Origin of the sequence: Luteimonas padinae, assembly GCF_014652935.1 — a bacterium.
GTDB lineage: Bacteria > Pseudomonadota > Gammaproteobacteria > Xanthomonadales > Xanthomonadaceae > Luteimonas > Luteimonas padinae.
Window position 1 is genome coordinate 63,020 of record NZ_BMZT01000005.1, and the last position, 18,225, is coordinate 81,244.

Sequence of the window (18,225 nt, forward strand, 5' to 3'; positions counted from 1 at the left end):
CGCGGCTGTACACCCTGCCCGCTGCCGGCACCGCGCCGTGGACGCCACGCGCCGACGCATGGCATAACGCCGCATCACGGAGAACCCCATGTCCAAGAGCCAGGACGCCGCCCTGCGGCTGATGATCGTCGACGACAGCCCTGAGGCGGCGGAGGCCATCGTCAGCACGCTGCGCAACGCCGGGATCGCGGTGCGTCCGCTGCGGCCGGCGTCGGCGGACGAATTCACCGCGATGCTCGCCGCGCAGCCGGTCGATGTGGTGGTGGCGCAGGTCGACTCGGCGGTGCTGCCGCTCGCCACCGTGGTGCAGCAGGTCACCGCGACCGGCAAGGACATGCCGGTGCTGGCCGTGTGCGACGCGATCGACCACGACACCTGGGTCCAGGCCATCGGCGCCGGCGCCCGCGCCCTGGCCGCGCGCGAGCCGGCGCCGCTGCTGCTCGCCCTGGTCCGCGACGCCTGGACCGACCTCGAGGCGCGCCGCGCCCAGCGCCGGCTCGAGGCCCGGCTGCGCGAGACCGAGCGCCGCTGCGACGCCCTGATCGACTCCTCGCGCGACCCCATCGCCTACGTCCACGAAGGCATGCACATCCGCGCCAACCAGGCCTACCTGGAGATGTTCGGCTACGACGACTTCGAGGACATCGAAGGCATGTCGCTGCTGGACATGGTGGCGCCGCAGCACGTGGAGGGCTTCCGCCAGCTGTTGAAGTCGCTGGCCCAGGGCGAGGCGCCGCCGCCGCGCCACGAGCTGCAGGCGCGCGATATCGACGGCAACGCCTTCCCCGCGGCCATGGAGTTCGCCCAGGCCCAGTACGAGGGCGAGCCCTGCGTGCAGGTGGTGATCCGCCGCCAGGAGCTCGATCCCGAGCTCGCCCAGGAGATCGAGGAGCTGCGCCAGCGCGACCAGGCCACCGGCCTGTACAACCGCGCCACCTTCCTGCACGCGCTCGAGGGCGCGGTGGATTCTGCGGCCCGGGGCAGCACGCAGCACGGCCTGCTGCTGGTTGAGCCCGACCACTACCAGCACCTGCTGGCCGACATCGGCCTGGACTCCGCCGACGACCTCCTGGCGTCGGCCGCCGCGCGCCTGACCGCGGCCGCCCAGGGCCTGGACGCGGTCGCCGCGCGCTTCGGCGAGCACACGCTGGCCCTGCTGGTGCGCAACACCGACCACGCCGGCACCGAGGCGGCCGCCAACCGCGTGCTGGCCGCCTTCGCCGCCGACCTGTTCGAGATCGGCGCACGCTCGAGCGTGATCACCGCCAGCATCGGCGCGGTCCAGGTCGGCGAGAAGATCGCCAGCGTCAGCCAGGTGCTCGCCAAGGCCACCGAGGCCGTGGCATCGGCCAGCGCCACCGGAGGCAACCGCTTCGAACTGTTCGACCCGAGCGCGGTGGACCGCGCCGAGGAGGAGCACATCCAGGCCTGGGTGACGCGCCTGCGCGACGCGCTCGACCACCAGAACTTCGTGCTGCACTACCAGCCGGTGATCAGCCTGCACGGCGACACCGGGCCGGTGTACGAGGCTTTCCTGCGCCTGAAGGGCGCCGACGGCGAGCTGATCAAGCCGCTGAGCTTCCTGCAGATCGCCGAGGAACACGGGCTGCTGTGGGAGATCGACCATTACGTGGTCGGGCGCGCGATCGCGGTGATCGGCGAGCGCATCCGCACCAACCAGCCGACCACCCTGCTGGTCAAGGTCAGCCAGGCCTCGCTGGCCGACGACAGCCTGACACGCTACATCGGCGAGCAGCTGCTGGCGCACGGCGTGCCGGGCGAATACCTGGTGCTGGAGCTGGCCGAGGCCAAGGTGTTCACCCATCTCAAGGCGGCGCAGGCCTTCGCGGCGGCAGCCGCGCGCCTGGACTGCCGCATCGCGCTGGAGAACTTCGGCGCCGGCCTGGATTCGTTCCAGCTGCTCGCGCACCTGAAGCCGAACATGCTCAAGATCGATCCCGGCTTCACCGAGGACCTGACCGGCAACGCCGACAACCAGACGCGGGTTCGCGAGATCGCGGCCAAGGCGCGCGAGCTCGGCATCCGGACCATGGCGGACTTCATCTCCGACGCGGCCACGATGTCGGTGCTGTTCGGCACCGGCGTGGACTACGTGTCGGGCAACTTCCTGGCCCCGTCGGGGCCGGACATGACCTACGACTTCGAGTGATGCCGGCGGGGCGGCGCAGGCGCGTCGCCCCGTGACATCGTCGCGGCCGGACTCAGGCCAGCAGGCCCTGGCGCAGGGCCGCTTCGCCGTCGACTCTGCCGGCCTCGAGCGCGCGGATGCGCTCCTCCAGCGGCGGGTGGCTCAGCAGCAGCCGGCGCAGGCCATGCCCCATCGCGCCGCTGATGCCGAAGGCGGCGATCTGCTTGGGCAGGGTGTTCTGGCCCTGGTTGAGCGACAGGCGCTTGAGCGCGGCGATCATCTTGTCGCGCCCCGCCAGCGCGGCGCCGCCGGCGTCGGCGCGGAACTCGCGGTGGCGCGAGAACCACATCGCGATCATGCTCGCGAACAGGCCGAACACCATGTCCAGCACGAACACGATGGCGAAGTACGCGAGCCCGCCGCCGCCGTTGTCGCGGCCGCCGCTGAGGTAGCCGTCGACCACGCGCCCGACCAGGCGTGCGAGCACGATCACGAAGGTGTTGAGCACGCCCTGCAGCAGGGCCATGGTGACCATGTCGCCGTTGGCGACGTGGCTGACCTCGTGGGCCAGCACCGCCTCGGCCTCGTCCTGGTCCATCGAGCGCAGCAGGCCCGTGGACACCGCCACCAGCGCGTTGTTGCGGCTGGCGCCGGTGGCGAAGGCATTGATCTCCGGCGCGTCGTAGATCGCGACCTCGGGCATGCCGATGCCGGCGGCCTGCGCCTGGCGGGCGACGGTGTCGACCAGCCAGCGCTCGACGTCGCTGTTGGGGCGCTCGATCACGTGCAGGCCGGCGGCGCGCTTGGCCACCCACTTCGACGACAGAAGCGAGATCAGCGAGCCGCCGAAGCCGAACAGCGCGGCCATGACCAGCAGGCCGCCCATGCCCTGCGGATTGATGTTGAACACCGACATGATGATGCTGAGCAATGCCAGCACCGCCAGGTTCGTGGCGAGAAAGAGTGCGACGCGCTTGAGCATGGGACAGGATTCCTGCGGGATCACGGTTCAGCCATCAAGTGTGCACGCCCGGCATTGAATTCAAGGTGACGCGATGAGTCCGTCCTTCCCGCCTGATATGCCGTCCATCGCCCAGGGGCCGCCCGCGGGCGGGGTCCGCGGCCGCTTCGCGCCCTCGCCCACCGGCCCCCTGCACTTCGGCTCGCTGCTCGCCGCCTTCGGCAGCTGGCTGGCCGCGCGCAGCGCCGGTGGCGAGTGGTGGATCCGGATCGAGGACGTGGACCGCGGCCGCGAGGTGCCCGGGGCGGCGCTGGACCAGCTGCGCACGCTCGCCGCCTTCGGCCTGGAGCACGACGGCCCGGTGGCCTGGCAGTCGGCGCGTGGCCACCTGTATGCCGCGGCGCTGGAGCGGCTGCTCGCGGCCGGGGACGCCTTCGAATGCCACTGCAGCCGCGCCGACGTCGCCGCGACCGGCGGCGTGCACCGCGCCTGCCGCCCCGGCGCGCGCCGCCCGGATCCGGCGATACGACTGCGCGTGCCCGACGGCCGCCGCGCCGCGTTCGAGGACGCCGTGCATGGCCATGTGGCCCAGGACGTCGGCCGCGAGGTCGGCGACTTCGTGCTGCGTCGCGCCGACGGCTGGTGGGCCTACCAGCTGGCGGTGGTCGTGGACGACGCCGACCAGGGCATGACCGACATCGTGCGCGGCGCCGACCTGCTCGACTCCACGCCGCGCCAGCTGTTGCTGCAGGACGCGCTCGGCCTGCCGCGGCCACGCTACCTGCACCTGCCGCTGGTGCTCGGCGACGACGGGCGCAAGCTGTCGAAGTCGCACCGGTCGCTCGCGGTCGATGCGGGCGACCCGCTGCCCGCCCTGCGCGCCGCCTGGCACGCGCTCGGCCAGCACGCAAGCCTCCTGCCGGCACGTGGACCGCTGCGTGCGACCCTGGCCGCGGCGGTGGCCGGCTTCGATCCGCGGCGCATTCCATCCGGGCCGGTTCCGGCCATCGCACTGCACAATGCTCCTGCAATGCGCCATGCCTAGAATCGAGTCCAGGGGGCGCAATCCGCGTCCGCGCATCGGGAGCGACGACATGACGTCACGGGTTGCGTTGGTGACCGGGGGAACCGGCGGCATCGGCACCGCCATCTGCAAGCGCCTGGCCAAGGCCGGCCACAGGGTGGCGACCAACTATCGCAACGAGGAGAAGGCGCGTGCCTGGGAGCAGGCGATGCGCGCGGAGGGCTTCGAGTTCACCCTGGTGCCGGGCGATGTGTCTTCCCCCGAGGACGCCGAGGCGATGGTGCGCAGGGTCGAAGAGGCCCTGGGCCCGGTCGAGGTCCTGGTCAACAACGCCGGCATCACCCGCGACTCCACCTTCCACAAGATGACGCCGCAGCAGTGGACCGACGTCATCACCACCAACCTCAATGCCTGCTACAACGTCACCCGCCCGGTGATCGAGGGGATGCGCGAGCGCAAATGGGGGCGGATCGTGCAGATCAGCTCGATCAACGGCCAGAAGGGCCAGTACGGCCAGGCCAACTACGCCGCCGCCAAGGCCGGCATGCACGGCTTCACCATCTCGCTGGCGCAGGAGAACGCGAAGCTCGGCATCACCGTCAACACCGTCTCGCCCGGCTACATCGGCACCGACATGGTGATGGCGGTGCCGGAGGCGGTGCGCGACAAGATCGTCGCGCAGATCCCCACCGGGCGACTCGGCACGCCCGAGGAAATCGCCTACTCGGTGGCCTTCTTCGTCGCCGACGAAGCCGCCTGGATCACCGGCGCCAACCTCGCCGCGAACGGCGGCCAGTACATGGGCTGGTGAGCCCCGCGGCCCTTCCGGGGGGCCGGTTGCAAGCACTGTTGCGCTGCGTCATGCTGCGGTCAGGAGAGAAAAAAACGGGCACCGCAGCATGGCCATGCGCGTCATCAAGAAGTATCCGAACCGCCGTCTGTACGACACCGAGATCTCGAGCTACATCACCATCGAGGATGTGCGCCAGCTGATCGTCGACGGCGAGGAGTTCGAGGTCCTGGACGCCAAGAGCGGCGAGGACCTGACCCGCCAGGTGCTGCTGCAGATCATTTCCGAGCAGGAACAGGACGGCCAGCCGATCCTGTCGACCGAGCTGCTCAGCCAGATCATCCGCTTCTACGGCGACTCCCTGCAGGGCTTCATGGGCTCCTACCTGGAGCGCTCGATGAAGACCTTCCTCGACCAGCAGCAGCAGTTCCGCCAGCAGATGGGCAGCATGCTCGGCCAGACGCCGTGGTCGATGATGACCGAGCTGACCGAACGCAACATGGCGATGTGGCAGGAGTTCCAGCGCAACCTGGCCTCGACGGCCACGCCTGCGGAAAAGCCGCGCGACTCCGCCGGCAGCGGCAAGCGCAAGTAGTCCTGCGTTTGCTGTAGAAGCTCTAGAGCTTTTTGCCACGGATTTGCGCGGATTACGCGGATCGGTTCGAGGCCAGTGCCGGTGTTGTGCCCTGCACTGGTCTTCTCGTCCAGATCCTTCTCGTCCAGATCCTTATGGACAATGTGTCATGACCAAGCCCCAAAGCCTTGGCCTGGCCCCGGACAAATCCGCGTAATCCGCGTAAATCCGTGGCAAAAACTGCTTTCTGCCCGCCGGCGCCACAGCCCGGCTACAGGGCGCGTTCGGGGCAGTAGCGCTCGTAGAATTCCAGCGCCTTCGGCATCAGCGACTCCAGGTTCTGGATGCGCGTGCCCGGGTTGGGGTGCGTGGACTGGAACTCCGGCGGCGACTGGCCGCCGCTGGCCGCGCTCATGCGCTCCCACAGCGGCACCGCCTCGCGCGGGTCGTAGCAGGCGGCGGCGGCCAGCATCAGGCCCACGTAGTCGGCCTCGGTCTCGTGCTTGCGGGCGTAGGGCAGCAGGTATCCGTAGCCCATCGCGGCCATCACCATCTGCTGCTGCTGCGGATCCATGCCGCTCATCGCGCCAGCCATCTGCCCCACCTGCGACAGCTTCTGCTGGGCCATGCGCTGGGCGCCGTGGCGCAGCAGCGCATGCGCGATCTCGTGCCCCATGACCACGGCCATCGCATTCTCGTTCTGCGCCACCGGCACCAGGCCGGTGTAGACGGCCATCTTGCCGCCGGGCAGGCAGAACGCGTTGGCCTGGTCGGACTGGATGACGTTCACGTCCCAGTCGAAGCTCGACGAGAACCCGGTCGGCTGCTGGCCGTTCTCGGCCGCCAGCGCGGCTTCGATGTCGGGCACCCGCTCGATCAGCCGGCGCGCGATCTCGCGGATCTCGCGCGCGATCGGGGTGTTCGGATCGACCGGGCGTTCGGTGGACAGGATCTCCTCGTAGGCCTGCAGGCCCAGCGCCTTCTCGTCCTCGACCGACAGCGAACGGTCGATCAGCACCTTCTCGCCAGTGACCGGATCCAGCGTCTGGTTGGAGAAGTAGTAGTACGCGCCGTAGGCCATGAAGGCGACGAGGACCAGGATCCTCGGGTTGAAGCCGCGCCGCGGCCTCGACTGCTGCTGACGCTGACGTCCGAACGGATCCTGGCGCATGCGCTTGCCTGTCCTCAGTGTGTGCTTCAGATGTCCCGCGCGACCCGGAAGCCGACGCGCGCGTTGGTGTTGTCCACCGGCGACGGCGCCCGCCACGAGCTGCGCGTCTGCGGCGGCGAGCTTGCCCAGGCACCTCCGCGCACCACCTGCATCCGGCAGCCCGGGTTGACCCAGGCGGCGCCGGACGTCGGCGCGCGGCGGTAGCTGTCGTGCCAGCAGTCGGCCACCCACTCGCTGACATTGCCCTCAAGATCGTGCAGGCCGAATGCATTCGCCGTGAAGCTGCCGACCGGCGCCGGCCCCCAATGGCCATCGCCGTAGCCGTCGAAGGCATTGCTCCAGCCGCGGCCGCCGGGCGAGCGGTCCTTGCCACCGGTGAGGTTGCCGGTGCCCGCGGGCGGCGCGTCGTCGCCCCAGGGATAACGGCCGCGGCCGCCGGCGCGCAGCGCGTACTCGAATTCGGCCTCGCTGGGCAGGCGGTAGCGCTCGCCGCTGACCTCGGCCAGCCAGTCCGCGTAGGCCTGCGCATCGCGCGCGCTGACGTGGACCACCGGCAGGTTGGCCGCGGCCGGTGCGCCGGCGAAATCCGACCTCCAGTCCACGCCGCTGCGGCGGACGAAGTTGCCGCTGCGCTCGTCGTAGGCCATCGAGAAGCCGCGGCGCTCGGCGCGGGTGCGGTAGCCGGTGGCCTCGACGAAGCGGCGGAACTGCGCCACCGTGATTTCGTGAAGCGACAGCGCGAAGCCGCGATCGAAGCGCAGGTTGCGGCGCGGGCGCTCGCTGTCCCCGGCGTCACGGTCGCCGTCGACCGCGCCCATGGTGAAGCCGCCGTGCGGGACCACCACCATCCGCGGCCCGCGGCCACCGGCGGCAGCGTCGGTGAAGCGCTGGCCGGGGCGGAAGCTGCCGTAGTGCACCGCAAGGTCGATGCGCTCGCGCAGCTCGGCCACGGCGGGATCGCCCGGCTCCGCCAGCGTCAGCATGCGCGCCAGCAGGGTACGGGCGCGCTCGATGCCGTCGGGCTTCGACAGCGCGGCGACGCCGTCGTCGCGCAGCCGTTCTATCCAGCGCCGGCGCTCGGTATCGACGCGGGCGCGCGCGTCGTCGACCGTATCGACGTCCTCGCGCACCTCGCCGGCGTGGGCCAGCCAGGTCCCGGCGGTCTCGAAATCGCCCTCCGACGCGGCTTCCTCGGCGCGCCGGATCATCGCGCTCTCCACGGCCGCGAGGGTCTGCAGCGCACGCGGCTGGTCCGCATCGAGCGCCAGCGCCTGGCGCACCTTGGCCAGCGCCCCGCCGCCGGCCTCGCCCAGGCGGCCCTCGCGCAGCTCGACCTCGGCGGCGCGGTTGATCTCGGCCATTTCCTCGGCGCGGTCGACGCCGGCCAGGTACTCGACGACCTGGTCGCCGCCCGGGCGCAGGCTGCGCGCGACCGCGGCGACCTCGCGCGCGCGCCTGAGCGCGGCATCGTCATCGCCGGCGCGCGCCAGTGCCTGCCGGCCCTCGGCGAGAAGCGCGGTGAAGGCGCGTTCGAGGCCCTCGCGCGCGGGCGCGCTGTCGGGCACGTGCGCGAGCACGGCCTGGTAGAGCGGGATCGCCGAGCCCGGCCCCGCATCCAGGTCACCCGCTTCCAGCGCGGCATCCGCGCGCTCGAGGGCGTCTTCCAGCGCGACCTCGTTGTTGTCCAGCTCCACCTTCGGCGCGCGCCAGGTCAGGGTGTCGGCGAGGCGGTCGTCACCGCTGATGGTCACGCTGCCGTCGCCGCGCGCCTTGTCGGCGACAGCGTCCGGGGCCGCATCGCCGGACCCGGAATCGCGCCCGCAGCCGGCGGCCAGCAGCAGCGCCAGCGCCGCGGCGGCGCCCGCGCGGCGCGCCCGGGCGGAGGTCAGGTGGAGGAATCGGCAGTCGGTCACGGTGGCAGAGTACGGCAAGCCGCCCTGCCCGCGCAGCCACATGGCCCCGCCGCCGTTGCCCCCGGCCCGCGGCGGCCGGTACGCTGGCGCCGATGGAACCCGACTTCACCTGGGTGGCCGAGCCCGCCGCCCTCCTCGCACGCTTCGACACCCCGCCCTCCCGCATCGGCCTGGACACCGAGTTCATCCGCGAGCGCACCTGGTGGCCGCACCTGGCCCTGGTGCAGGTGGCGGTGCGCGACGAAATCCTGCTGGTCGACGTGCAGGCTGCGGGCATGGCGAAGGCCCTGCGCGGCATCCTGGCCAACCCCGCCATCACCAAGGTGATGCACAGCGCCAGCGAGGACCTGGTCGCCCTCCAGCACGCCTGCGGGGCGGTGCCGGAGCCACTGTTCGACACCCAGGTGGCGGCGGCGATCGCCGGCATCGCGGCCGGTGCCGGCTACCAGCGCCTGGTCGCCGACATCGCCGGCGTCACCCTGGACAAGGGCGAGACCCGCTCTGACTGGTCGCGCCGTCCGCTGTCCGACGCCCAGCTCGCCTACGCCGCCGACGACGTGCGCCACCTGTTCGAGCTCCACGACGCGCTGTCCGCGAAGCTCGAGGCGCTCGGCCGCATGGACTGGCTGCGCGAGGACTGCGCGCGCATGATCGCCACCGCCCGTGACAGCGGGCTCGAGCGCTGGCCGCACCTGCCGATCCGCAGCGCGCAGCACTTCGACCGTGCCGCCCAGCTCCGCCTGCTGCGCCTGCTGCGCTGGCGCGACGCCTGGGCCCGTGAACACGACCGCCCGCGCAGCTGGGTGCTCGACAACGAGCTCGCGACCACCCTGGCGCGCAGCGCGCCGGCCGATCTGCCGGCGCTGAAAGCGGTGCTCGACCGCCACCCCAAGGCCCCGCGCAAGCTGGCCGCGGAGCTGCTGGACGCGCTGGCCACGCCGCTGCCGGACGAGGATGACGCACCGCCGGTACGCATCGACGAGCGCGACAAGCGCGCCCTGCGGCGGCTGCAGGATGCCGTGGCCGCCGAAAGCGCGGCACTCGGCCTGCCCGACGGGGTGCTGGCGTCCCGCCGCAAGCTGGAGGCGCTGAAGGACGAAGGCGACTGGTCGGTATTCGGCACATGGCGCCGTGCGCGGCTGGAGCCGGTGCTGGCCCCCCTGCTGCCGGGCGCCGCGGGGGAATTGCCGAGCGGCGAGGCAGGCGTATAGAATGCGATCCCCTGTGGGGCCATAGCTCAGCTGGGAGAGCGCGTCGTTCGCAATGACGAGGTCGGGAGTTCGATCCTCCCTGGCTCCACCACGATCCAAAGGAAGGCCCCGGGCGCGCTGGCTCCCGGGGCTTTTCCTTTCCGGGCCTGCCACGGGCCGGCGAGGTTGGGAAAGTCGCGGCTCCATGCGAAAATCGCCGGATCGGGCCCCGTAGCTCAGCTGGATAGAGCGTCCCCCTCCTAAGGGGAAGGTCGCACGTTCGAATCGTGCCGGGGTCGCCATCCGCATTCCACGCATCCGTCGCGGCCTTGGCCGCTGCTCCCTTCAAGCTGCGCGGCGTTCCCGCCGCGGCCAAGACTCAGGAGTTCTTCCGCATGACCCACCCCGTCCTCACCGCCCTCGGCCTGTCCGGCAGCGAATCCGGCACCTACCTCGGCAATGGCGAGTGGGCGTCGACCCGCGACGCCGGCGTGCTGGAGCCGGTCAACCCGACCGACGGCGAGGTGCTGGGGCAGGTGCATGCCGCCTCCGAGGCCGACTACGAGCTGATCGTCGAGCGCGCCCAGCGCGCCTTCAAGTCCTGGCGCACCACCCCGGCGCCGCTGCGCGGCGAGGCCATCCGCCTGTGCGCCAACGCGCTGCGCGCGAACAAGGACATGCTCGGCTCGCTGGTCGCGCTGGAGATGGGCAAGTCGAAGCCGGAAGGCGACGGCGAGGTGCAGGAGATGATCGACATCGGCGACTTCGCCGTCGGCCTCTCGCGCCAGCTCTACGGCCTGACCATGCACTCCGAGCGCCCCGGCCACCGCATGTACGAGCAGTGGCATCCGCTGGGCATCGTCGGGATCATCTCGGCGTTCAACTTCCCGGTCGCGGTCTGGGCCTGGAACTCCTTCATCGCCGCCGTCTGCGGCGACATCTCGATCTGGAAGCCCTCGGGCAAGACCCCGCTGTCGGCGATCGCGTCGATGCGCGTGTGCAACGAGGCGCTGCGCGAGGGCGGCTTCCCCGACCTCTTCTTCCTGTTCAACGACACCGACAACTCGCTGGCCGAGCGCATGGTCGACGACAAGCGCGTGGCGATGATCAGCTTCACCGGTTCCACGAAGGTCGGCCGCCAGGTCGGCGAGCGCGTCGCGCGCCGCATGGGCCGCTCGCTGCTGGAACTCGGCGGCAACAACGCGATGATCGTCGACGAGACCGCGGACCTGAAGCTCGCCATCCCGGCGATCGTGTTCGGCGCCGTCGGCACCGCCGGCCAGCGCTGCACCACCACGCGCCGCGCCTTCATCCATGAGTCGATCTACGACGACGTGCTGGCCAAGCTCAAGGCCGGCTACGCGCAGGTCGAGAAGAAGATCGGCGACCCCACCGACGCCGCCAACCTGATGGGCCCGCTCAACAGCCAGGCGGCGGTCGACGCCTACCTGGCGGCGATCGAGAAGGCCAAGGCCAGCGGCGGCACCGTCGAGACCGGCGGCCGCGCGCTGACCGACCGCAAGGGCTTCTTCGTGCTGCCGACCATCGTCACCGGCCTGGCCAACGACGCCGAGGTGGTGCAGACCGAGACCTTCGCGCCGATCCTGTACGTGATGAAGTACTCGGAGCTCGAGGACGCGATCGCGATGCAGAACGACGTGCCGCAGGGCCTGTCGTCGGCGATCTTCACCACCAACCTCAAGCGCGCCGAGGCCTTCCTGTCGGCGGCGGGTTCGGACTGCGGCATCGCCAACGTCAACATCGGCACCTCGGGCGCCGAGATCGGCGGCGCCTTCGGCGGCGAGAAGGAGACCGGCGGCGGCCGCGAGTCGGGTTCGGACGCGTGGCGCGCCTACATGCGCCGCCAGACCAATACCATCAACTACTCCGACGCGCTGCCGCTGGCCCAGGGCATCAAGTTCGACCTCTGAGGACACCCCCATGTACGGGTTGGCGCGGCCCTTCCTGTTCGCCCTCGACGCCGAGCGCGCGCATGGCCTGGGGCTGTCGTCGCTCGAGGCGCTGCACCGCCTGCGGCTGCAGCGCCTGCTCGGGCGCGCGCCGCGCCCGTTCCCGGTCAAGGCCCTTGGCCTGGACTTCCCCAACCCGGTCGGCCTGGCCGCCGGGCTGGACAAGAACGGTGAACACATCGACGCGCTGCTGGCGCTGGGCTTCGGCTTCGTCGAAGTCGGCACGGTGACGCCGCGGCCACAGCCGGGCAACCAGGCGCCGCGCATGTTCCGCCTGCCGCAGCACCGCGCGGTGATCAACCGCCTGGGCTTCAACAACGCCGGCGTGGATGCGCTGGTGCGCAACGTCGCGCGCGCCAGGCGCAGCGGCGGCGGCGTGCTCGGCATCAACATCGGCAAGAACAAGGACACGCCCAACGAGTCGGCGCACACCGACTACCTGCACTGCCTGGAGCGCGTCTACCCGCTGGCCGACTACGTCACCGTCAACATTTCCTCGCCCAACACCGCCGGCCTGCGCGAGCTGCAGGAGGAACAGGCGCTGCGCCGCCTGGTGGGCGAGCTGCGCGAGGCGCAGGAGCGTCTGGCCTCGCGCCATGGCCGCCGCGTACCGCTGCTGGTCAAGGTCGCGCCCGACCTCAGCGACGAGGACATAGACGCCGCCGCGCGCGTGCTCGGCGACCTCGGCGTGGACGGCGTGATCGCCACCAACACCACGGTGTCGCGCATCGCCGTGCAGGACCACGCGCACGCGCACGAGACCGGCGGCCTGTCGGGCGAGCCGCTGATGAACAAGTCCACCGCGGTGCTGCGGATGCTGCGCACGCGGCTGCCGGAGACGATCCCGCTGGTGGGCGTGGGCGGCATCCTGTCCGGCGCGGACGCGGCGAAGAAGACCGCGGCCGGGGCTTCGCTGGTGCAGCTCTATACCGGCCTGGTCTATCGCGGCCCGGCGCTGATCGGCGAATGCGTGGAGGCGATCCGCCGCCGCAAGGAAGCCCCCAGCCGCGGCAACCTGCCCAACCTGTGAGCACCGCTGCTTCCGAAGCCGGGTCCGCCGCACGCTGGACGCGCGACGCCGACCTGACCGCGCGCACCAGCTTCCGGGTGCCGGCGCGGGCGGCGTGGCTGGTCGAAGTGTCCGACGCGGGCAGCCTGCCCGCCGTGCTCGCCGATCCCCGGATCGCCGGGGCCGAACTGCTCGTGTTCGGCGGCGGCAGCAACCTGCTGTTCGCCGCGCCGCTCGACGGCGTTGCGCTGGCCCTGACCGGCGACGCCGTGGAGGTCGTGGGCGACGACGGCGACCACGTGGTGGTGCGCGCCGGGGCCGGGCACGGCTGGCATGGCTTCGTGCAGCACACGCTGTCGCTGGGGCTGTCCGGACTGGAGAACCTGTCGCTGATCCCCGGCACCGTGGGCGCCGCGCCGATCCAGAACATCGGTGCCTACGGCGTCGAAATCGACCAGCGCGTGCATGCCGTCGAGGCCTGGGACCGCGACGCCGGACGCCCGGTGCGGCTGGCCGCGGACGACTGCGGCTTCGCCTACCGCGACAGCCGCTTCAAGCGCGAGAGCGGGCGCTGGGTGGTCACGGCGGTGGAGTTCGCGCTGTCGCGCACGCCGCGGCTGCAGCTCGGCTATGCGGGCATCGGCGCTGAACTCGCGACGATGGGCGTCGTGGAGCCCACGCCGGCGCTGGTCTCCGAAGCCGTCTGCCGGATCCGCCGGAGCAAGCTGCCCGACCCGGCCGTGCTCGGCAACGCGGGCAGCTTCTTCAAGAATCCGATCGTGCCGGAAGGCCAGGCCGCGGGCCTGCTCGACGCGCATCCCGGCATGCCTTCGTTCACGGCGGGCCCGTGCCTGCGCAAGCTGTCCGCCGGCTGGCTGATCGACGCGGCGGGATGGAAGGGCCATCGCGATGGCGATGCCGGCGTCGCGCCCGGGCACGCGCTGGTGCTGGTGAACCACGGCCAGGCGAGCGGTGCGGAGCTGCTGGCGCTGGCGCGACGGATCGCCGGCTCGGTGCAGGCGCGCTTCGGCGTGGCGCTGGAGCCTGAGCCGCGCATCGTCGGCGCCAGCTGGTGAGCCCCGCCGCATCCAGCCCGCAGGCCCGCGCCGCGCTGCTGATGCTGGGCAGCACCAGCTTCTTCGCCGCGATGGCGGTGACCATCCGACTGGCGTCCGAGGCCCTGTCGACCTACGAGGTGGCGTTCTTCCGCAACCTCTTCGGCCTGCTGTTCCTGCTGCCGTTCCTGTTCCGCGGCCGCCGGGAGCTGCCGCGCACGAAGCAGCTGCCGCGCTACCTGGTGCGCTGCGCGATCGGCGTCGCCTCGATGCTGTGCGGGTTCTGGGCGCTTGGCCACCTGCCGATGGCGCAGGCGGTGGCGCTGTCCTACGCCACGCCGCTGTTCGCGACCGTGGCCGCGGTGTTCATCCTCGGCGAGACCGTGCGCCTGCGGCGCTGGTCGGCGGTGGTCATCGGGCTGGTCGGGGTGCTGGTGATCGTGCGTCCCGGCAGCACCGAGTTCAGCCTCGGCACCCTGGTCGCCCTGTCCGGCGCCCTGCTCGCGGCGCTGGTGGCGATCCAGATCAAGCAGCTTTCGCGCGTCGACGCCGCCGACACCATCGTCTTCTACACCTACGTGTTCTGGGTGCCGATCTCGCTGGTGCCGGCGCTGTTCGCCTGGCAGTGGCCGCAGGGCATCCAGTGGCTCTGGCTGCTCCTGCTCGGCGCCTTCGGCACCGGCGGGCAGCTGCTGTGGACGCGGGCCCTGAAGATCGGCGAGGTTTCGGCGCTGCAGCCGATCAGCTTCGTCCAGCTGCCGCTGGTGGCGCTGGCGGCGTGGCTGCTGTTCGGCGAGGCGCCCACGCGCTGGACCCTGGCAGGCGCCGGCATCATCCTCGCCGCCAACATCTACATCGCGCATCGCGAGGTGCAGCTGGCGCGGCGTGCGGCGACCACCGCGCCCGCCGAGGCGGCCAAGCCGGCGGAATGAGTCCGGCCGTACCCCCGCAATGACGAAGGGCCCGGTTTCCCGGGCCCTTCGCTTGCATCACCGCAGGCTTGCGCCGGTCACGGCGTGACGGTCAGCGCCACGCGCGTGGCCTTCAGCGGCGCCACCGGATCGTTGCTCGCCACGCAGGCGTAGCCCGAGTAGCTGCCCGCCGCCAGGCCATTGGCCAGCAGCTGGGCCACCAGCGGCTGGCTGTCGCCCGGCTGCAGCGCGCCCGACGACGGCGCGATCGCACCGAGCCAGCTCGCGCCGCACGGCACTTCGCCGTCGACCTGCAGGTCGAGGCTGTTGAACGCCGTGTTCGCGGCCCACGCGCCGGTGCCGTTGGTGGCGATGTTGATGCCGGCGAAACCACCCTGCCCGTCCGCGCTGCCGAACCACGCCCAGCGGTTGGCGAAGGTGCCGGTGGTGTTGATCACCACCCAGTAGCGACCGGCCGGAAGGGTGACCGCCTGCCCCGCCGCATCCAGGTCGATGCTGATGCGACCGCCGGCCAGGGTCACGCCAGCGCCGTTGGGCGCGCTGGAGTAGGTCCAGACCGCGGCATCGGCGCTGGTCAGGGGATTGCCGGCGGGAAGGCCGGCGGCATCCGGGTAGATGCTCCACTGCAGCGACTGCGCGGCCGTGGCCAGCGCTGCGCCGCTGACCACGAAGCCTTCGGCCGAGATCCCGGTCAGGCGCGTCGCGGAATCCACCACGAAGTCGTCGCCCGAGAACTGGGCCAGCAGGCCGGCCGTCGCCGGGTCGGTGTAGCGGGTCGCACGGAAGCCGCTGCCGACCGCACCGCGCCAGCGCTCCACCAGCCGGCTGATCGCCTCACCGGTGTTGTCGACCGACCAGTTGAGCACCGAGCCGCCGGTATTGCCGAGCGGGATGCTGACCGAGCCCTGGCCGCCCGCGGCGACGCTGGCCGCGGTGACCGGCGGCAGGCTCGCGACCGGCGGCTGCACCGCGATGCCGACCGGCAGGTTGAGCACCGGATCGGCCTTGCCGCCGCGCAGACCGCTGGCCTTGAGCTGCAGGTTGCCGAAGCTCCAGCTGCCGTCGTTGGGCAGGCCGCGGCTGTCGATGGTCACGTGGAAGGTCACCGTGCCGTTGGCGGGAACGCGCGCCACCATCGGTGCCACCTTGCCGCGGATGCCGCCGAGGCTGGCCGTCCAGGTCTGCACGCGGCCGTCCACGTTGCGGAAGGTCCGGGTGAAGGTGCAGCTGGTCTCGCAGTTGCGGTTGGCCAGGGTGGGCAGGTTCAGCGTCGAGGGGTCCCCGCCGTCCGCCGGGTCGGCCGCCAGGTAGTTCTCGGCGGACTCGTCGAGCACGAGGCCCGCGCGCACGGCCTGGTCGACGCGGATCCGGCCCGAGCCGCGCGCGAACGGATTCGCAGGGGTCACCTCGTCCTCGAGGAAGACCTCGCTGGTCGCCGTCATCGCGAGTGCCGACTTGACCTCGGACACGCTCCAGTCGGGACGCGCCTGGCGCACCAGCAGCGCGGCGCCGGCCTGGTGCGGCGACGCCATCGAGGTGCCGTTCATCAGGCCGACGGCGTTCTCGGAGCCGGTGAGGGTGGTGCCGGAGACGGCGGCGAGGATCGCATAGCCCGGCGCGGTGACGTCCGGTTTGATCATGCTGAAGCTGCCTGCCGGCCCGCGCGAGCTGAAGTCCGCCAGCGCATCGGGCGTGTTCGGCACCGGCGTGGCCGGGTAGCCGATCGCGGCGGTGGCCGTCGGGTTCGCCTGCTGGAAGTCGCGCAGCGCGTTGCCGATCGCCTGGGTCACGCCGAACGCCGGCACCGTGGTGTCGGGCACCGAGGGGATCAGCGGATCGGCGACGTTGTTCGCGATCACGACGGCGACGGCACCGGCGGCGCCCGCGCTGTTCACCTTGATCGTGAAGCTGCAGCTGCCGCGGCGCACGACCGCGATCGCACCGCTGAAGCTGCCGGCGGGATAGCCGGCGCAGCCGTCGTCCACGGCATCGATGGTCGGGCTGACGCGCAGTGGCGTGTTCGCCGGGTACGGCTGGGTGTGGCCGACGCCGTTCGCGCCCGTGGTGAGCTCGATGGCGGTGAGCGGCTCCGGCACGGTGCCCGGTCCGGTGACCTGCATCAGGAAGGAGAACCCTTCGCGGCCGTGCTGGGACGCGGCCGTGGACGACACCCACGGCTCGAGGTGGCCGAGGGTATTGGCCGCCGGACCGCTGTTGCCGGCCGAGCTGGCGACGAACACGCCGGCCTCGACGACGTCGAGGAAGGCCAGCGATACCGCCTCGCTCCACGGCTGCGAGCCGCCGCCGATCGAGTAGTTGATGACGTCGGCCACGCCGTCGGCGACGACCTGGTTCACCGCCGCGACCGCGGACACGTTCGGGCACAGGCCCTGGCCGGTGGAGATGTTGGTGTAGCAGATGTCGAACGCGATCACGCCCGCGCGCGGCGCCACGCCGGAGATGTCCGCCTGCGCGCCGCTGATGCCGACGGTGCGCCGGTTGCCGGCGACGGTGGAGGCCACGTGCGTGCCGTGCGAGTTGGTGTCGCCGAAGCCGGGCTCCTCGCGGAAGCCGGGGTTGGCGCAGGTATTGCCCGGCGCCTCGCAGACGAAGTCGTAGCCGCCGATGAGCTTGTCGTTGCAGCGGCCCTCGTCGACGCCGCCAGGCGCGCAGGTGCCGAGGTAGGTGCCGGCGCCGAGCGGATTGACGTGCGTGTAGCCGTCGACGGGATCCACCGCGGAGAACGAGGGGCTGCCGAAGTTGATGCCCGAATCCAGGATCGCGGCCACCATGCCCTCGCCCTGGTACTCGCTGCCCGCCGCGGCGCCCGACCAGACCGCCGGCGCGCCGATCAGGGCCGGACCGGTGTCGGTGTCGGCCGCGTACTCGCGGTAGCCCTCGACCAGGCGCACATCGCGCATGCGGGCGATCTTCGCGGCTTCGGACGGCGCCAGCGCCACCACGATGCCGTTGACCGCATGCTGCATCCGGTGCGAGACCTGAAGGCCGCGGCCGAGGCTGCGGCTGATGTCGGATTCGCGCGCGGCCTGGCGGCTGCGCAGGTAGTCGACATAGGCGCCGGCCGAACGGCTGGACACGTCGATGCGCCCGCCGGCGTGGCGCGCCGGCGCGGCGAGCCCGCGCACGCCGCCGCGGTAGGCGGCCAGCGACGGCTCGGCGAACAGCACGATATGCGGCTCGAGCGCTTCCTTCGGCGCCTTCGCGGCGGCGATCGAGACGGGAACGGGCGCTGGCTGCGCTGCGGCCGTCGCCGCGCTCCTCGACTTCACTCCCACCACGGTCGCGCCTGCGGCCGACACGACGACGGCGGCAGCCACCGCCTTCGCCAAGCTGGACTTCATGATCACGGGTTCTCTCCCCCTCGGATGGATGACGTGCATCCGGTCCCGGCAACCGCCGTGGCGGCGTGCCGGCCCCTGTGCCGGACGCGCAGCGCCTTGTGTCGCTGCGCGTCGGAGCATCTCCC

The 18,225-nt window shown here is 71.7% G+C and carries 13 protein-coding genes and 2 tRNA genes; 11 read left to right on the plus strand and 4 right to left on the minus strand.

Annotation, left to right across the window (positions count from 1 at the left end; translation table 11 throughout):
* Nucleotides 1-88: 88 nt before the first annotated feature.
* Nucleotides 89-2,170 (plus strand): GGDEF/EAL domain-containing response regulator, encoded by a 2,082-nt coding sequence (locus IE168_RS06860; protein ID WP_189496582.1) that lies wholly within the window; start codon nucleotides 89-91, stop codon nucleotides 2,168-2,170.
* Nucleotides 2,171-2,222: 52 nt separating this feature from the next.
* Here IE168_RS06860 and htpX read toward each other — a convergent pair whose 3' ends face one another.
* A complete protein-coding gene (gene htpX / locus IE168_RS06865) occupies nucleotides 2,223-3,131 on the minus strand; it encodes a protease HtpX (protein WP_189496584.1) in 909 nt (302 codons plus the stop codon).
* Nucleotides 3,132-3,228: 97 nt separating this feature from the next.
* Between htpX and gluQRS the strand changes: the two genes are divergently transcribed.
* The 3 genes from gluQRS (at nucleotide 3,229) to phaR (ending at nucleotide 5,519) form a co-directional block, all read left to right on the plus strand.
* On the plus strand, nucleotides 3,229-4,155 hold the full coding sequence (gene gluQRS / locus IE168_RS06870) for a tRNA glutamyl-Q(34) synthetase GluQRS (protein ID WP_189496920.1): 927 nt from the start codon (nucleotides 3,229-3,231) through the stop codon (nucleotides 4,153-4,155).
* Between the two features lie 49 nt (nucleotides 4,156-4,204).
* Complete coding sequence (gene phbB, locus IE168_RS06875) at nucleotides 4,205-4,945, plus strand: acetoacetyl-CoA reductase (RefSeq protein WP_189496587.1); 741 nt, start codon at nucleotides 4,205-4,207, stop codon at nucleotides 4,943-4,945.
* A gap of 94 nt (nucleotides 4,946-5,039) precedes the next feature.
* Nucleotides 5,040-5,519, plus strand: coding sequence for a polyhydroxyalkanoate synthesis repressor PhaR (gene phaR, locus IE168_RS06880; RefSeq protein ID WP_386659250.1), 480 nt, complete (start codon nucleotides 5,040-5,042; stop codon nucleotides 5,517-5,519).
* A 250-nt stretch (nucleotides 5,520-5,769) separates the two neighbouring features.
* Here phaR and IE168_RS06885 read toward each other — a convergent pair whose 3' ends face one another.
* Together IE168_RS06885 and IE168_RS06890 are read right to left on the minus strand one after the other, a co-directional pair.
* Nucleotides 5,770-6,669 carry a M48 family metallopeptidase gene (locus tag IE168_RS06885; protein WP_189496591.1) on the minus strand — a complete coding sequence of 300 codons (900 nt, stop codon included), beginning with the start codon at nucleotides 6,667-6,669 and terminating at the stop codon, nucleotides 5,770-5,772.
* A 26-nt stretch (nucleotides 6,670-6,695) separates the two neighbouring features.
* Nucleotides 6,696-8,558: an SUMF1/EgtB/PvdO family nonheme iron enzyme gene (locus tag IE168_RS06890; protein ID WP_386659268.1), complete on the minus strand. Its 1,863-nt coding sequence runs from the start codon at nucleotides 8,556-8,558 to the stop codon at nucleotides 6,696-6,698.
* 116 nt (nucleotides 8,559-8,674) lie between these two features.
* Here IE168_RS06890 and rnd point away from each other — a divergent pair, with 116 nt between their 5' ends.
* The 7 genes from rnd to IE168_RS06925 all read left to right on the plus strand — a co-directional run bounded on the left by rnd (nucleotide 8,675) and on the right by IE168_RS06925 (nucleotide 14,738).
* Entirely contained in the window at nucleotides 8,675-9,793 is a 1,119-nt protein-coding gene (gene rnd, locus IE168_RS06895; protein ID WP_189496595.1) for a ribonuclease D, read from the plus strand.
* Between the two features lie 15 nt (nucleotides 9,794-9,808).
* Nucleotides 9,809-9,884: transfer RNA gene (locus IE168_RS06900), tRNA-Ala, on the plus strand.
* Between the two features lie 113 nt (nucleotides 9,885-9,997).
* Nucleotides 9,998-10,074 (plus strand) — tRNA-Arg (locus IE168_RS06905).
* 93 nt (nucleotides 10,075-10,167) lie between these two features.
* The gene (gene amaB / locus IE168_RS06910) at nucleotides 10,168-11,703 is read left to right on the plus strand and encodes an L-piperidine-6-carboxylate dehydrogenase (RefSeq protein WP_189496597.1); all 1,536 of its coding nucleotides are present in this window, start codon (nucleotides 10,168-10,170) and stop codon (nucleotides 11,701-11,703) included.
* A gap of 10 nt (nucleotides 11,704-11,713) precedes the next feature.
* A complete protein-coding gene (locus IE168_RS06915) occupies nucleotides 11,714-12,772 on the plus strand; it encodes a quinone-dependent dihydroorotate dehydrogenase (RefSeq protein ID WP_189496599.1) in 1,059 nt (352 codons plus the stop codon).
* Nucleotides 12,769-13,827, plus strand: coding sequence for a UDP-N-acetylmuramate dehydrogenase (gene murB, locus IE168_RS06920; RefSeq protein ID WP_229823219.1), 1,059 nt, complete (start codon nucleotides 12,769-12,771; stop codon nucleotides 13,825-13,827). Before IE168_RS06915 ends, murB begins: the two co-directional genes overlap by 4 nt.
* A gap of 41 nt (nucleotides 13,828-13,868) precedes the next feature.
* The gene (locus IE168_RS06925) at nucleotides 13,869-14,738 is read left to right on the plus strand and encodes a DMT family transporter (protein WP_189496922.1); all 870 of its coding nucleotides are present in this window, start codon (nucleotides 13,869-13,871) and stop codon (nucleotides 14,736-14,738) included.
* A 77-nt stretch (nucleotides 14,739-14,815) separates the two neighbouring features.
* Here IE168_RS06925 and IE168_RS06930 read toward each other — a convergent pair whose 3' ends face one another.
* Nucleotides 14,816-18,100, minus strand: a complete 3,285-nt coding sequence (locus IE168_RS06930) for a S8 family serine peptidase (protein ID WP_189496603.1) — start codon at nucleotides 18,098-18,100, stop codon at nucleotides 14,816-14,818.
* Between the last annotated feature and the right edge of the window lie 125 nt (nucleotides 18,101-18,225).

Excerpts from the sequence above, each read along its gene's own strand:
- IE168_RS06860 (WP_189496582.1), top strand. The coding sequence starts at position 89 with ATGTCCAAGAGCCAGGACGCCGCCCTGCGGCTGATGATCGTCGACGAC.
- htpX (WP_189496584.1), bottom strand. The coding sequence starts at position 3,131 with ATGCTCAAGCGCGTCGCACTCTTTCTCGCCACGAACCTGGCGGTGCTG.
- gluQRS (WP_189496920.1), top strand. The coding sequence starts at position 3,229 with ATGCCGTCCATCGCCCAGGGGCCGCCCGCGGGCGGGGTCCGCGGCCGC.
- phbB (WP_189496587.1), top strand. The coding sequence starts at position 4,205 with ATGACGTCACGGGTTGCGTTGGTGACCGGGGGAACCGGCGGCATCGGC.
- phaR (WP_386659250.1), top strand. The coding sequence starts at position 5,040 with ATGCGCGTCATCAAGAAGTATCCGAACCGCCGTCTGTACGACACCGAG.
- IE168_RS06885 (WP_189496591.1), bottom strand. The coding sequence starts at position 6,669 with ATGCGCCAGGATCCGTTCGGACGTCAGCGTCAGCAGCAGTCGAGGCCG.
- rnd (WP_189496595.1), top strand. The coding sequence starts at position 8,675 with ATGGAACCCGACTTCACCTGGGTGGCCGAGCCCGCCGCCCTCCTCGCA.
- amaB (WP_189496597.1), top strand. The coding sequence starts at position 10,168 with ATGACCCACCCCGTCCTCACCGCCCTCGGCCTGTCCGGCAGCGAATCC.
- IE168_RS06915 (WP_189496599.1), top strand. The coding sequence starts at position 11,714 with ATGTACGGGTTGGCGCGGCCCTTCCTGTTCGCCCTCGACGCCGAGCGC.
- IE168_RS06925 (WP_189496922.1), top strand. The coding sequence starts at position 13,869 with ATGCTGGGCAGCACCAGCTTCTTCGCCGCGATGGCGGTGACCATCCGA.
- IE168_RS06930 (WP_189496603.1), bottom strand. The coding sequence starts at position 18,100 with ATGAAGTCCAGCTTGGCGAAGGCGGTGGCTGCCGCCGTCGTCGTGTCG.